The following is a 14660-nucleotide window of genomic DNA, read 5'->3' as shown; positions in this document are numbered from 1 at the left end:
CAAAAGCTAAATTCGAAAGGACTTGATATGCGTTTTCACGTATTCACGCTGGTTTCAGCCGCTGCGTTTTTGGCGGTGCCTATGGCAGCTAAGGCCGACGACGAAGCTGATCAGATGAAGCAGGACGCTTTGCCGTTGATGTATCACACCTGCGCCTCGGTCATTGAAGAGGCGGACGGGAATGACGAATATGTTCTGGATGTCGTCGGCAAGATGACGGCTTTGTCGCTGTATAATCGGCAGATCGACATTGAGGCATATGCGGCGTCCGACGAAGACAAGGCCAAATTACGCGAAACCTTTCTGGCCGCGCTGACCGAAGGATGTGATGGTGACGAGGACGCGCTGTTGGGTGGTGTGGTCGATTCAGCGGTGAAAAAGACCTTGGGATTGTAAGTCTTCAGTAATGCGGCGGGCGTTCGTCGCCAAAGACGACACCGCCGGACCCTTCTTGTGCCCGTTCAGCCTCGCGTTGCAATAGCATCTCGACGCGTCGGGTCAGGCGGTCGATCTCGGATTGCTGGGCCGTGACGACTGCGTTCAGATCTTCGACCGTGCGGGTCAGGTAGGCGATCTGTTCTTCCAGATGCTGCATGGGGATCTCCTTTGGGCGTGGTCATAGCGGCACGGGCGGACCATGACCAGCGAAAGCGCGCCTTGCCCCGATGCGGGGCATGGGATAGACCGCGCGCGGAACACTAAACGCCCAAGGACGCCCCACATGGCCAAGCCCAAGAAACAGCCCCGCCCCAAGGCCGTAACGCCGAAAGGGTTTCGCGACTATTTCGGCCAGGAAGTCTCGCAGCGCGCGCAGATGCTGCAGACGATTGCGGACGTCTATCATCGGTACGGGTTTGACGCATTGGAAAGCAGCGCGGTGGAAACCGTTGAGGCACTTGGCAAGTTCCTTCCGGATGTGGATCGCCCGAATGAGGGCGTGTTCGCGTGGCAGGAATTTGACGAGGGCGGAAATGGTGACTGGATGGCCCTGCGTTATGACCTGACAGCACCCTTGGCCCGTGTCTATGCGCAGCACCGCAATGATCTACCGACGCCCTATCGCCGCTATGCGATGGGTCCGGTCTGGCGGAACGAAAAGCCGGGGCCGGGGCGATATCGTCAGTTTTATCAATGCGATGCGGATACAGTTGGCACGGCGTCGATGGCCGCCGACGCCGAGATATGCGCGATGCTGTCGGACACGTTGGAGACCGTGGGAATTCCGCGCGGCGACTATCTGGTGCGGGTGAATAACCGCAAGGTTTTGAATGGCGTGCTTGAGGCGATGGAGCTGGGCGAAGACGCCGCTGCCCGCGACAATGTCCTGCGCACCATCGACAAGTTCGACAAGGTTGGCGAGGCCGGCGTGCGTGAACTGCTGACCAAGGGCCGTCTGGATGCCTCGGGCGCGTTCATCGACGGTGTCGGCCTCAGCGACGATCAGGCCGAGCCGGTAATTGCCTTCCTGACCTCCAAGGCTGTGGATGCCGCCGGAACGCTGGCGAACCTGCGCGCTGCTGTAGGTGACAGCAAGATCGGTGCAGATGGGATTGCCGAACTGGAACAGATCGGCGCCTTGTTGGATGCGGGCGGCTACGGTTCGGACCGGATCGAGATTGATCCGTCGGTCGTGCGTGGACTGGGCTATTACACCGGCCCGATCTATGAGGCCGAGCTGACTTTTGAGATATTCGATGAGAAGGGCCGTAAGCGGCAGTTCGGGTCGGTTGCCGGGGGCGGTCGCTATGATGATCTGGTCAAACGGTTTACTGGGCAGGAAGTGCCTGCGACGGGCGTGTCCATCGGTGTCGACCGGCTGCTGGCCGCCCTGCGCGAAAAGGGTCGGATTGCGGCGCAAGCCAGCGGCCCCGTCGTCGTCACGGTAATGGACCGCGACTGTATGGCCGATTATCAGGCTATGGTGGCCGAGCTGCGCAATGCTGGCATCCGGGCCGAGGTTTATCTGGGCAACCCCAAGAACTTTGGCAATCAGCTGAAATATGCGGACAAGCGCAATTCTCCGATTGCAGTAATCGAGGGCGGTGACGAAAAGGCCAACGGGATCGTGCAAATCAAGGACCTGATCCTTGGGGCCAAGATCGCCGAAAGCGCCACGCTTGAGGAATGGAAAGAACGCCCCAGCCAGTTCGAGGTACCACGCGGTGATCTGGTCGCCAAGGTGCGCGAAATTCTGGACAGTCAGGACTGACCTATGGCCAACCGTTCCCAGATACAGGCCCGCGCCGCGATGATGCGCGTCAGGTTCGAGGCGGCAGGCGCGCAGGTCGTGGACCCTCCGCTGCTGCAACCTGCGGACACGCTGCTGGACCTTTATGGCGAGGATATCCGCGCGCGCGCCTATGTGACCTCGGACGCGTTGCGGGGCGAGCAGATGCTGCGTCCGGACTTCACCCTGCCCGTGGTGCAGATGCATATGTCAGACGGGGCCGAGCCAGCGCGCTATACCTATTCCGGTGAGGTTTTCCGCCGTCAGGAGCACGACCCGGACCGTTCGAATGAATATATTCAGGTCGGGTATGAGGTATTCGACCGCAACGACCCCGCAGGCGCGGATGCGGAAGTTTTCTCGTTATTTGCGCTGCAATTGCGTGGCTTGCCGTTGCGCGCGGCGACCGGGGATATCGGGATCCTGACCGCCGCCGTTGCGGGTCTGAAAACCACCGACCGCCGTAAAGCCGCGCTGATGCGGCACCTGTGGCGGCCTCGCCGCTTCCGCGTTCTTTTGGATCGCTTCGCTGGTCGCAAGCCCGGCCCGGAAGGGCGTGACACTCTGCTGGATGCCAAAGACCCACTTGCCAATGAAGCGCCTATGATCGGCAAACGCCGCGCCGCCGAGATCGAGGCGCGGATCGCCGCGCTGCGCGAAGATCGCGATACGCCTCCGATTTCGGATAACGAATTGGTCGGGCTGGAAACCCTGTTGAACGTGCGCGAAACGATGCCCTTCGCACTGGAGCAATTGCGAGATGTGGCGGTGGATTTACCGCAGATCACCCCGGCGTTGGACAGGCTTGAGGCGCGGGTCGCGTCGCTGCAGGCGCGTGGCGTGGATGTGGAGCGGCTGGATTTCGAAGCCGCCTATGGCCGCACGTCGATGGAATATTACGACGGCTTTGTATTCGGTTTTTACGCCGAAGGTCGCCCCGACCTGCCGCCCGTTGCAACCGGCGGACGCTATGACGCGCTGACCCGGCAGTTGGGGAACGGGGCCGAAATTCCGGCCGTAGGTGGCGTCATTCGCCCTGACCTGATGCTTGAAATCGAGGAGGCCGCGCAATGAGTTTGAAACTGGGCGTGCCCTCGAAGGGCCGGTTGATGGACAAGACCTTTGGCTGGTTCGAAAAGCGCGGCATCACCCTGTCGCGCAGCGGATCGGACCGGGAATACGCGGGTAAAGTCGATGGGATCGACGGTGTTTCACTGATCCTGCTATCCGCAGGGGAAATCCCGCGCGAACTGGCCGCTGGGCGCATTCATCTGGGTGTGACCGGTATTGATCTGGTGCATGAGAAACTGCCGCGCTGGGAACAGCAGGTCGAACAGATATCACAGCTTGGTTTTGGCAAAGCGGACCTGATCATCGCGACCCCCGCCTGTTGGGTGGACGTGGATACACTGGACGATCTGGATGCGGCGGCGGCAGCCTTCCGAAAAACTCATGGTCACCGGCTGCGGATTGCGACCAAGTATCACCGGCTGGTGCGGGAATTCCTGACGGATGCGGGCGTGGCGGATTATACGCTGGTCGACAGTCAGGGCGCGACCGAGGGCACCGTGATGAACGAAACCGCCGAGGCGATTGCTGACATCACCTCGACCGGGGAAACCCTGCGCGCGAACCACCTGAAAATCCTGACCGACGGGCTAATCCTGCAATCGCAGGCAACGCTATGGCGCAGCCGTGTGGCCAAGTATGAGGCTGAGGACAAAGCCGTTCTATCCGAACTGCTGGACCGCCTTAGCTAAAGCAACCCGATATCCGCCAATGCGCGGTTCAGATCGTCGGGCAGGGCGTCGTCTTGCTCGCGGCCCTTGGGCAGATCGGCCGGAGTATCCTCGGGTTTCAGATAGCGCCAGCCTTGAAAGGGGCGCTTCAGGGCGTTCTGGGTGCGGTGTACTTCGGGGTCCAGTACGATCGCGCAACGACGGATGCCGTCCTCGCCCCGAACCTCGTCCAATCGCAAGATGCGCTGGCGGCATTGGATCACGCCTTTGATCACCCAATAGATTGATCCGCCGTTCAGAATCTCGGTCTCGCGTTTGGGCCACATGCGGGTGACATGGCGCGGGCAGCCGTCCTCATAGAGCGGTTTACGGCTGTCCTGCCACGCCATCAACGTATCGACGCTTTCCGATCCGACCGAAAGTTTGATGAGGTTTACGTACTTATCCACAGCTTTCCCACAGAGTCGTCCCAAGGCCCACCCCTATATTGTAGCTTGCATGGCGATGCTATCAAGGTGTTGTGGTTTTGTTGTGCTTTGAGGTAGTCTGGATACCTCTTTCAGGACAGGGAATCACCAATGAGCCGCTTTGCCGCCCCCATCGCCGAGCAGATCTGGGACATGAAATACCGCTTCAAGCAGGCGGATGGCACACCTATTGACCAAACCGTCGAGGATAGCTGGCGGCGCATCGCCCGCGATCTGGCGCGTGTGGAAAAAGACGCGGCCCATTGGGAGGACAAGTTCTTTGAGGCGCTGGAGGATTTCAAATACCTCCCCGCCGGACGCATCACCGCGGGCGCCGGGACCGCGCGTCAGGTAACGCTGTTCAACTGTTTTGTCATGGGCACTATTCCCGACAGTATGGGCGGCATTTTCGATATGCTGAAAGAGGCCGCACTGACGATGCAGCAGGGCGGGGGGATCGGTTACGATTTCTCAACCATCCGACCACGCGGCGCGGATGTGCATGGGGTAGCTGCGGATGCCTCTGGCCCGCTGTCGTTCATGGATGTGTGGGACGCGATGTGCCGCACCATCATGTCTGCGGGTTCGCGCCGTGGGGCGATGATGGCGACCATGCGCTGCGATCACCCGGACATCGAACAGTTCATCACCGCCAAATCCGACCCCGCCCGTTTGCGCATGTTCAACATGTCGGTTCTTGTGACAGACCCGTTCATGGAGGCGGTCAAGGCCGACGGACCGTGGGAATTGGTCTTTGGCGGCAAGGTCTATCAAACGGTGCAAGCGCGTGATCTGTGGAACAAGATTATGCAGGCCACCTATGATTATGCCGAGCCGGGCGTGATCTTCATCGACCGCATCAATCAGGCCAACAACCTCAGCTATGTGGAAACCATTGCTGCGACGAACCCCTGTGGTGAGCAGCCCCTGCCGCCATATGGCGCGTGTCTGCTGGGCTCGATCAACCTTGCGCGGCTGGTGGCGGAACCCTTTGAGGACGCCGCCCATCTGGATGAGGCTGCATTGCAGGAATTGGTCGCCACAGCCGTCCGTATGATGGACAACGTGGTGGATGCGTCGAAATTCCCGTTGATCGAACAAGAAGCCGAGGCGCAGGACAAGCGCCGCATCGGGCTGGGTGTGACCGGGCTGGCCGACGCGCTGCTGATGTTGGGTCTGTGCTATGGCTCGGACGAGGCGGCGCGTCAGACCGAACGCTGGTTGCACGCGATCGCCCGCGCCGCGTATCTGGCGTCGGTCGATTTGGCGAAGGAAAAAGGGGCGTTCCCTTTGTTCGACGCCGAGAAATATCTGGCCAGCGGCACGATGCAGCAGATGGATGAGGATGTACGCGATGCCATTCGCGAACACGGCATTCGTAACGCTTTGCTGACCTCGATCGCGCCGACGGGGACGATATCGCTTTATGCGGGTAACGTATCTTCGGGGATCGAGCCGGTCTTTGCCTATGCCTATACTCGCAAGGTGCTTCAGAAAGATGGCTCGCGCACCGAAGAAGAGGTCGTGGATTATGCCGTGCAGATGTGGCGCGACAAGTTCGGCGATACCGCCCTGCCCGATTATTTCGTGAACGCGCAGACGCTGTCCCCTTCGGATCACGTCAAAATGCAGGCGGCGGCGCAGAAATGGATCGACAGCTCGATTTCCAAGACGATCAACTGCCCCGAAGACATCAGCTTTGACGCGTTCAAAGACGTCTACATGCAGGCCTGGGATCAAGGCTGCAAAGGCTGCACGACCTATCGTCCAAATGATGTGACCGGATCGGTCCTTACGGTTTCTGAAAGCGCGGACAAGGTCCCGGGCGAGAGCGCTGACGCGCCGCACGAGGTTGATGGCGGCGACGTGATCTACATGTCCGAACCGCTGGACCGGCCGCAATCGCTGGAGGGGTCGACCTACAAGCTGAAATGGCCCGATAGCGAGCACGCGATCTACCTGACCATCAACGATATCGTGATTGGTGGGCGTCGTCGTCCGTTCGAGGTGTTCATCAACTCGAAAAACATGGAGCACTACGCCTGGACGCTGGCGCTGACCCGGATGATCTCGGCCGTGTTCCGGCGTGGTGGTGATGTGTCATTCGTGGTGGAAGAGCTGAAGGCCGTGTTCGACCCGCGCGGCGGGGCCTGGGTTCAGGGCAAGTACATCCCGTCGATCCTTGCTGCGATTGGTGGCGTCATCGAACAACACCTTATCAACATCGGATTTCTGGAAGGCGAGGGAATGGGCCTCAAGTCCGACCCGCAGGCGCAAGTGGTGAACATGGATGGGCCACGCGGCAAGGCGTGCCCGTCTTGCGGGCAGTTCGATATGGTAATGATCGAGGGCTGTATGACATGCCGAAGCTGCGGGCATTCCAAATGCGGCTAAACGATCTGTTATAAGGTGGCTATATGTTTGGGTGGGCATAAATAGCCCATAAGGTTGATTTTTGCGCCCATTTGAACGGTCTTTAATGCCCACAGATTCTTAAGGCTTTGAAATAAAATAAAAAAGATCTCTGTAGAGTTTTCAGACTGTTCTGCGTTGGGCGACCATCGATAACATTCGCGCTATTGACCAAAACCTGAAAATCTCAAGACTATGGCCATGGAACCAAATCGTCTCATACGCGTCACACGCAAAAGCTGACCAGATTGTTGTACTTGCCCAGCAAAACCGCTCGGGCAGTTCCATGGCTATCGGATACCTAATTTATGAAAAACAAATCGCCTATCGAGGAGTCCCCTCAATACTCCGAATTGAACGCTCGATTTTCCCGTTTTCTCCTGGACTTCCGAAAGGAAAAACTCGCGCAGCAACTTGCCGGAGACGACAAAAACCGTGACGAGATTACTCGCGGAGACTTTCAATCATTCAAAGCGCGGATGACTGAGGGTTTGGAACTAACCGATTACGATCTAGATCGTATTCACCGCCGAGTATTGTCTGTACTTCTCCGCTCCGAAGCGGGCTCGGTGCTACAAGACGAATGAGGCCGGAAGGCGTGAAACTGGCGTGTAGACCTATCCGCTTTCACAATGGTTCAGTCCTGAATCTCACTTGAGCATCCGCGGTCACTTCAACGTGCATTCTCCAGTGAAACAACAAACACGTTGCTCTAAGCTAGGGCTCTTATGCAGGATCACGCAGGTTGACTTCCGTAAAGACCATCCTCCATTGCGTCACGTTTATGGCTGACTTCGAATAATTCGGGTTCTAGTGCGCAATGGAGCGCCCGGTATTCAGGGCACGAGTTAGTCATTCTCTGCGGTACGCGTGATCGGCTGATGGCAGCCCAAACCGGGCCTTCATCGTTGGGTTTTGCAGATTCCGAATTGCGGATAAAGTTGACACCTGTAGAGGTTGATGTCTACCGCTATGAACGTCAATTCGGGCCATAAACGGAACTTGGTCCCGGCACAAAAACAACGCTCGGTATCAGGAGATCAAAATGCCGAACGGCGGTCCCGTGCTCAGAATATTTGAAGTTAGGGTCAAGGATGGCCATGTCAAAGAGCTTCTAGAAAGCTTCGCGACCACCTCTGCGAAAGTGGTAGATGGTCAGCCCGGAAACCGGGGGTATTTCTTTGGTCAGTGCATCCAAGGTGGCGAGAACACGGTGATGTTTGTCTCCGTTTGGAACGATCTGGATGCAGTGAAACTAAGATTCGGAGACAGCTGGCAGGAGTCGTATTTGCCGGAAGGCTATGAAGAACTCATAGAAACCTGCTCGATCCGACATGTCGATACAGGCGTTGGCTGGCACATCTAGCTTTTGCGAAAAAGAAAAGCTGAATACAGATACTCGGCGATGTATCGGGCATTGGCTGGGCATCGCCAAAAACTAGTTAGGTTCGACGCAGACTTTCGTCGATGTATCCTAAACGACGGCTCTGTGGACAATCCCGCCATTTATCTCGCTTAGACGAATGGCAGGACTGGCGCGGTATACCGGTCTGATAACTGAACGACGCTAAGCTTCGAGCATGACAACAATTGTGTCGGCATGGACACCATCGTGTTTCATCGCCGCCTGGCCGACTGGTCCGTTGTTGATCTCGAAAAACTTGTCCAGATCTGGGATGTTGGCGGACAGGCCGACCTTATTGGGCTCTGTCGGATGGACGAAAGTCACCATGTCGAAGGCAACCTCCTTGAAGATTTCATCGCGCTTGGGGGATGAAAGCCAGTGTTCGACATCGTCCACATCATGCATTGCAATAACTCTGGGCATTGGTCTTCTCCTTGTTGAAAGATCTTAGGTGGGAGCGGGAACGGGACGGGTCTCTGCCCCCGGCGTGCCTGTCTCAAAGAGAACCGCGAACCTTGAGCGTTGGACCCATAGGATCAGGATTCCGCAAACGATCAGGACAAACGCGAGCGGGAGTCCTCCGGGATTGAGGGTGGCATGAAACAGAACGATAACGGCCATTATTGGTGCCAGCAGGGCCAACCCCAGTGCAGGGGCCCGGTTGGACAGAAGAAGAAGCGCACCTGCCAGTTCGACACCTTTCATCAATGGCCAGAGAAATCCGGCCTCCTTGAGCGCCGCTTCAAGCGCAAGCCCGGCGGAAGAGGTCGGCGGATGTATCAGGTGTGCGCCAGTGAAAATGAACGCAAATCCGTCCAACGCCCCCATCAGAAATATGCCGCCAAGTAACAGACGCGGCGCAGGATCGATCAGAAACGTCCGGAGGTTCGGAAGGGAGAACGGCATCGTGAATTTCCTTCAGGTTGCGATTGCATTTCAGTACGTTTTCTTATGATTATGACTGTAGGTAGCGTCACTCCAGCAAATAGTTTTCAGTCTAGATGAATGAAATTCAGATCAAGAACCTCGACCTGAACCTGCTCCTCGTCTTCCGGGTCCTGATGGAAGAGGGCAGCGTGAACCGGGCCGCCGAACAGCTCGGCCGAACACCCTCGGCCGTGAGCCACGCGCTTGGGCGATTGCGCGAACAACTGGATGACCCATTAATGGTGCGCGCCGGTGGCATTATGAAACCAAGCCCGCGGGCCGAGGCCCTGTATCGCGAGATCCGACCGATCCTGTCACGTATCGAACGCGTGGTGCAGGCGCCCGCCCCCTTCGAACCCATGACCTGCTCCAGGACCTTTCGCATGGCAGGACCGGCGCTGAATTGCATCGCCTCTGGAGTTGTCTCGCGCATGCAGGCAGAAGCACCGGATGCGGCATTGGCATGGCAACCCTATTCCAAAGAAACCATGGATCAGATCATCAAGGGTGAAGTGGATATCGCATTTGGAAACGCCAACTTTCCCCTGCCTGAAGGTCTGAGGGCAAAAGTCCTGAAACCGATGAAACGTTATGTTCTGGCCCGGCGGGGCCACCCGGCGACAAATGACTGGAGCTTGGACAACTGGATGCGATGGCCGCATGCCGTTGTGAGCATTCCGGCCGCCATCCACGGTACGGTCGAAGAGCATCTTGCCCATCTTGGTTTGAAGCGCCGCATTGGATTTCACGCGGCTAGCTGGTCCGGAATCGCATCAGCGCTGAACGATACAAACATGTTGGGAAACTTTGTTGCGTTAGTCTTGCTGGAGGGCCGCGCTGGCGACGACCTGCAAGTCCTGGAACCGCCCGAACCGATGCCCGATCTTGTTTTTCGTGTCATCTGGAATGCGGAGCTGGACGCGGACCCGGCCCTTGTCTGGATGCGCGGTATTGTTTTGACCACATTTGAAGACCTCGTGGATGAAGCCCAAAAACTCGTGTCAAATCGCGATATCATCGTACCGCGAACCTTCGGTTGATGTTTCAGGCAACCCCAGACACTCTTCATCTCGGAAGCAGTCATTCGTCGTCGGCCCAGAATTGAGCACTTTTGGGCTCAGTGTTGCCGTTCTCTGCGGCTTGCATGATCGACTGGTCGCAGCCCGAAGCGGACCTTCAAAATCCGACTTTGCAATTCTCGTGTTGCGGACAAGTTAGGCCGCGTACTGCCAAGCTCTGTTTCAGTTCATTTTGCCTGACAACGTTTGTGTCGGCAGTTGTCCAAAGAGTGCTCTGTAGTCTCGCGCGAACTGACCCATATGCCAAAATCCGTAAGCGTTTGCGATGTCTGATATACTCTCCTCTGGCGAGCAGGATACCAGTTCATGGCGCACAGCACCGAGGCGGGCTCTTAGATAAAACTGCTTGGGGCTCACCCCATATGTTTCCTGAAACGCGCGACGAAGAGTGCATGCGGATACCTGAATATCTGCACATACTTCACCGATTGAAACGTTATCCATCAAATGGGCCCGCATGAACTCAACGGCTTGTTGTGCTAAACGGGTTCTATTTTTACTGTTTCGCCGATCACTCCATTTTTCGCCTACCACCAGCATTTCCAGAAGCTCTAAGATCATATCGCTCTCTTCACTATCAGAGCTTGGTCCGGCCGCTGATCCAATTAGAAAGCGCGCTTTGTTTTTGACTAAGGAATGAAGCTTGCCAGCGTCGCTAACGAAAGATCTAAAAGCGTCATTTCGCACGGTGCTGATATCAAGACCGCAATCGTCGGCGATCCGTTGTGCCCTTCGGATGTCGATGCCAAAGGTCAGGCCTGTGAGCGTTGAATTGCTCACGCCTTCAAAAGGGTCTCCGCTACCAAAATTCATCAGAGCGGTGTCTGAGGGTGAGCCGTTAAGCCAAGTCCGTACACTCCCTTTGTCTGGTAAGCCAAACGCTAGAATGTCAGGGCGAGAAACACCGGTTTGGTACACAGCCTTATCAAACGACAAATCAATCATTTGAAGGTCAAGACCTGCCCAAACGGATACCGAAGAGTTCATAGTTCCCTCTTCAATTTGGCGTAGCTCGACATCCCATTGGGACAGCTCGCGGAATTGCGAAGGGTCCTGCAAAAAAAGTGTGTTTGGGGCGCAGGTTTTTTTGGGGGCTGATCGTTTTTTGATGTCGTCCATTCCGCCCCGCAGGTAGTTTTCATGAAATGTTATTCGAATATGTAGGCTTGGACAATTGCAAGACAAAGCAGACAAATCGAGAGGGAAGAGGTTCGGACGCCCATCGTTGCCTGACGATACTGCGCGCACCGAACGCGTCGTAACACTGCTAACCAAAAGCGAAAAAGAGTTGTTGCGCTCACAGGCTGAAGACAGCGAACTCTCCCTTTCGACCTTTTGCCATCATCTGATCCTTGAAGGTCTGAAAACAAGTAAATCATGAAACAGGGGTATCTCATGAAATCAAAACTGTTCCTCTCCGCGCTGGTCTTTGCCGGCTCCGCTATCACGGCGGCAGCTCAGGACAGCAATATCGTGCATGATGCGGAATACTATGTGCTGAAGCAGCAAAACGAAGCCGTTTGGGTCGAGAACGACGCACAGGTTGACCAACTGCTGGCCGATTTTCGTGAGAAAAACGGAGGGAACCCCCCAAACATCTTCTACATCCTTATTGACGATATGGGTTTTGGCGACATGGGTATGCCCGAGATGAACGCGATACGCGGGTATTCGACGCCCAATATCAACGCGCTCGCAGAGGAAAGCATGCGGTTTGCGCGCATGTATACCGAGCCGTCCTGCACACCGTCGCGTGTCGCCTTCATGACGGGTCGCCAGCCGTATCGCAATGGGATGGGCGATACCGCCGTCGATATTTCAGGTTTTGGCCTTGCCGATGAAGAAGTCACAATTGCCGAAGTTCTGAAATCCGTAGGCTACAACACCTCGCATGTTGGCAAATGGCACATGGGCGACATTCAGGAATCCTGGCCTACTTATCAGGGCTTTGACTACGCCGCGTTCCCCATCCATCAGCAGGGCCAGTTGGCCATCTTCAACGAAGATGCAGCCAAGGAAGAAATCACCATGGCCATAGGGGAAGACAACTACAACTCCAAATACACGCTGGATGATTGGTTTCGCCCTGATCCGGGACACATGATTACCGGCCTTGAAGCTGTTATTGGCGGGGAGGTCCGCGAAGTCCATATGGAACCGGGTGAGAAATGGACCCAGGACAAATATAATGAAATGAACATCCGCTATCAGGCACAGGCGATGGAACAGTTGCGCCTGCTAGCAGAACGGGATGAACCGTTCTTCCTGCAATACTGGCCGCTTGTCCCTCTGTCGACAACGCGCACGACGAGAGAGGCGTTCACGACACCCAACGGCGGTACATTCGTTGAAAGCATGGAAGAGCTGGATGAATGGATCGGGGTCATTCTGAACGAAGTCGATGCGCTGGGGCTCAGGGACAATACCCTGATCGTTTTGATGGGCGACAACGGTCACTTCACCAAATATGCACCCGGCAGTGGGTTTTCGCCGCTGGTCTTCCGCGGCGGCAAGGCCGATACGTCTGAAGGAGGCGTTCGGGTGGACGCGTTTGCCCGCCTGCCCGGCTTGATCGAGGGAGACTCGATTGTATCTGACATTATTCATATCTCTGATTTGTTCACGTCAATTGCGCGTATCGGCGGAGCGATGGATGCCATCCCCCGCGACCGGATCATTGACGGTGTCGATCAGACGTCCCTGATGTTCATTGGCGATACGCATGGGCGCCGGGATCATGTACTGATCTACTCGATCAATTCGCTGAAAGAGGTGGTAAAGGAACACATCAAACTCAAAGTTCCGGCCAAAGGTGAAAATGCTATCGTGGCCAAGTTCTACAACCTGTTCCGCGACCCCCGCGAAGAACAGAGCGTATCGACCGAGATCGGAGCATGGGCCGGACATGAGTTTAACCGCATTATTGCCCGCCACTTGAAATTCAAGGAAATGTACCCCGATCAACCGGCCGCGACTGGACGTCCCTATGAAGGTATCGTGAACCTTCGTCCTGAAACCGTCGCAGCGGTGGATGCCTTTGTCGCCAAGCGGGACATTCAGCCCGACTAAAAGGTGAAGCTGATAAGAGTAATGCAAGCCCCGCATCAGATAATGATATGCTTGATGTGGGGCTTGACATCCACAATAAAAATTCTGGAAACAATATGAAAATCCAAGCGCTTGTCCTTGCATTGGCGACTGGCATTGTTGCGGCCCCAGCAATCGCCGATGAAAACGCTTCAAACCCTTTGGCCGCAGTCAATAACACGGACATCAGGTATCAGTATTTTGATTTGGGCAACGGTGCTGACAAGCAGGACGCCTTTATAGATGGCGCGTACATGCTGCGGCCTGATCTGAAACTGAAATATGAGTTGCACTACAACTCAACGGATGTGACTGGAACTCGGTTCACTGACTTTGAGAAATTGAGCCTCAAAGCGATCTATTTCCCTTCTCAGAGACCGCTCAACGAAACGTGGGCCATCAAGTCGGCCATTGGTCTGGAGTGGATACTGGACTTTGGCGACCCGGAAAAAGGGATCGGAACCGGGTCCGATCAAATTGCGCCTTTTGGCGGGTTCGCCTTTGCAAACACAAAATCAGGGCTGACGCTGATCCCACTGCTCCAGCATTTTGCTTCATACAATGGCCCGACGGACATAAACCAAACCGCGATGCGGTTGATTGCGCTACAACCGTTTGGCGATGGGTACTGGGCCAAGGCTGATATCAAAGCACCATATGACTGGGAGAACGATGCTTGGCCAGCTACCGCTGAGTTCCAGATTGGCAAGAACCTTAGTCCTGGCATCGCAATTTATGCTGATTTCCTCATCGGCATAGGTTCCGACCGCCCCTACGATAAAGGTGCCGGCTTAGGTTTGCGTTTCAACTACTAGTTCACCCACACCCAACCTCGGCGAAGATCATCTATGTCACAGTCCAGAAATCTGTTCAGCCATTTGTTTTCCGCGTTTATCTTGACCCTTCCTGGAACTGCCTTGAGCCAAACCCTGCCCGCTCCGGGTCGGTAGGAAATAAATTGGCGTCACGCCGCATCATTCTATCTGTTCACTCCGCTCTGAACTCGGGGAAGATCAACAGTCTCCGGGCGATCCGCTGAGATGGATTTGAACCTTGAAACTGAATCCGTCGTTCGCGCTTCTAATCCTCAGCCAGCGATGCTTAGGCCCAGAGTTCTGAGAAAATAGACTTCTATTACGATCTGTACCCAAGGCTTTGCAAAGTCCGCTTTCTGCGCATTGCAGTCGTTGGGGCATCGCGCAGAAAACTGCACTTTGGGCTCAGAGCAGCCGTTCGCTGCGTTCAGTCTTAGTGACCGCTCTGCGGACTTTGCGGCCGAAGACATTTCTTGCACCAAGGTGCTGTGCCCAAAAAGTT

16 protein-coding genes are annotated in these 14660 nt (G+C 55.9%); 10 read left to right on the top strand and 6 right to left on the bottom strand.

What is annotated here, in order from left to right; all coding sequences use genetic code 11:
- Nucleotides 1-27: 27 nt before the first annotated feature.
- Nucleotides 28-396, top strand: coding sequence for a hypothetical protein (locus tag GOV87_RS19060; protein ID WP_171127006.1), 369 nt, complete (start codon nt 28-30; stop codon nt 394-396).
- Between the two features lie 4 nt (nt 397-400).
- Here the strand turns inward: GOV87_RS19060 and GOV87_RS19055 are convergent, their stop codons facing one another.
- Nucleotides 401-595 (bottom strand): SlyX family protein, encoded by a 195-nt coding sequence (locus GOV87_RS19055; protein ID WP_171212826.1) that lies wholly within the window; start codon nt 593-595, stop codon nt 401-403.
- 126 nt (nt 596-721) lie between these two features.
- Between GOV87_RS19055 and hisS the strand changes: the two genes are divergently transcribed.
- Genes hisS through hisG form a run of 3 tightly spaced genes read left to right on the top strand, consistent with a single transcriptional unit; the run spans nt 722 to nt 3987 of the window.
- On the top strand, nt 722-2209 hold the full coding sequence (hisS, locus tag GOV87_RS19050; RefSeq protein WP_171212825.1) for a histidine--tRNA ligase: 1488 nt from the start codon (nt 722-724) through the stop codon (nt 2207-2209).
- A gap of 3 nt (nt 2210-2212) precedes the next feature.
- The gene (locus GOV87_RS19045; protein WP_171212824.1) at nt 2213-3301 is read left to right on the top strand and encodes an ATP phosphoribosyltransferase regulatory subunit; all 1089 of its coding nucleotides are present in this window, start codon (nt 2213-2215) and stop codon (nt 3299-3301) included.
- Complete coding sequence (hisG, locus tag GOV87_RS19040) at nt 3298-3987, top strand: ATP phosphoribosyltransferase (RefSeq protein WP_171127010.1); 690 nt, start codon at nt 3298-3300, stop codon at nt 3985-3987. Before GOV87_RS19045 ends, hisG begins: the two co-directional genes overlap by 4 nt.
- Here the strand turns inward: hisG and GOV87_RS19035 are convergent.
- Nucleotides 3984-4415: a DUF1489 domain-containing protein gene (locus GOV87_RS19035; RefSeq protein ID WP_171120170.1), complete on the bottom strand. Its 432-nt coding sequence runs from the start codon at nt 4413-4415 to the stop codon at nt 3984-3986. The two genes, hisG and GOV87_RS19035, sit on opposite strands and share 4 nt — an antisense overlap.
- Before the next feature lie 129 nt (nt 4416-4544).
- Between GOV87_RS19035 and GOV87_RS19030 the strand changes: the two genes are divergently transcribed.
- The 3 genes from GOV87_RS19030 (at nt 4545) to GOV87_RS19020 (ending at nt 8211) form a co-directional block, all read left to right on the top strand.
- Nucleotides 4545-6827 carry an adenosylcobalamin-dependent ribonucleoside-diphosphate reductase gene (locus tag GOV87_RS19030; protein WP_171212823.1) on the top strand — a complete coding sequence of 761 codons (2283 nt, stop codon included), beginning with the start codon at nt 4545-4547 and terminating at the stop codon, nt 6825-6827.
- 326 nt (nt 6828-7153) lie between these two features.
- Nucleotides 7154-7432 (top strand): hypothetical protein, encoded by a 279-nt coding sequence (locus GOV87_RS19025; RefSeq protein WP_171212822.1) that lies wholly within the window; start codon nt 7154-7156, stop codon nt 7430-7432.
- Nucleotides 7433-7890: 458 nt separating this feature from the next.
- Nucleotides 7891-8211, top strand: coding sequence for an antibiotic biosynthesis monooxygenase (locus tag GOV87_RS19020; protein ID WP_171212821.1), 321 nt, complete (start codon nt 7891-7893; stop codon nt 8209-8211).
- A 201-nt stretch (nt 8212-8412) separates the two neighbouring features.
- Here GOV87_RS19020 and GOV87_RS19015 read toward each other — a convergent pair whose 3' ends face one another.
- Both GOV87_RS19015 and GOV87_RS19010 read right to left on the bottom strand, forming a co-directional pair.
- Nucleotides 8413-8673, bottom strand: coding sequence for a hypothetical protein (locus GOV87_RS19015; RefSeq protein ID WP_152460150.1), 261 nt, complete (start codon nt 8671-8673; stop codon nt 8413-8415).
- Between the two features lie 24 nt (nt 8674-8697).
- On the bottom strand, nt 8698-9156 hold the full coding sequence (locus GOV87_RS19010) for a DoxX family protein (protein ID WP_171212820.1): 459 nt from the start codon (nt 9154-9156) through the stop codon (nt 8698-8700).
- Nucleotides 9157-9251: 95 nt separating this feature from the next.
- Here GOV87_RS19010 and GOV87_RS19005 point away from each other — a divergent pair, with 95 nt between their 5' ends.
- A complete protein-coding gene (locus tag GOV87_RS19005; protein ID WP_170332095.1) occupies nt 9252-10217 on the top strand; it encodes a LysR family transcriptional regulator in 966 nt (321 codons plus the stop codon).
- A 201-nt stretch (nt 10218-10418) separates the two neighbouring features.
- Here GOV87_RS19005 and GOV87_RS19000 read toward each other — a convergent pair whose 3' ends face one another.
- Nucleotides 10419-11375: an AraC family transcriptional regulator gene (locus tag GOV87_RS19000; RefSeq protein WP_171212819.1), complete on the bottom strand. Its 957-nt coding sequence runs from the start codon at nt 11373-11375 to the stop codon at nt 10419-10421.
- A 276-nt stretch (nt 11376-11651) separates the two neighbouring features.
- On the opposite strand from GOV87_RS19000, the gene GOV87_RS18995 reads away from it, so the two are divergent.
- On the top strand, nt 11652-13325 hold the full coding sequence (locus GOV87_RS18995; protein ID WP_170386664.1) for a sulfatase-like hydrolase/transferase: 1674 nt from the start codon (nt 11652-11654) through the stop codon (nt 13323-13325).
- A 47-nt stretch (nt 13326-13372) separates the two neighbouring features.
- Nucleotides 13373-14158: a hypothetical protein gene (locus tag GOV87_RS18990; RefSeq protein ID WP_170465799.1), complete on the top strand. Its 786-nt coding sequence runs from the start codon at nt 13373-13375 to the stop codon at nt 14156-14158.
- 272 nt (nt 14159-14430) lie between these two features.
- On the opposite strand, the gene GOV87_RS20355 is transcribed toward GOV87_RS18990, so the two are convergent.
- Nucleotides 14431-14660: hypothetical protein (locus GOV87_RS20355; protein ID WP_217360906.1), on the bottom strand; the 230-nt coding region annotated here is incomplete at its 5' end.

The sequence above is a fragment of the Ruegeria sp. HKCCA5426 genome, assembly GCF_013034585.1.
GTDB lineage: Bacteria > Pseudomonadota > Alphaproteobacteria > Rhodobacterales > Rhodobacteraceae > Ruegeria.
Note: the sequence above shows the minus strand (reverse complement) of the source record. Positions and strands in the feature narration are given on the sequence as shown.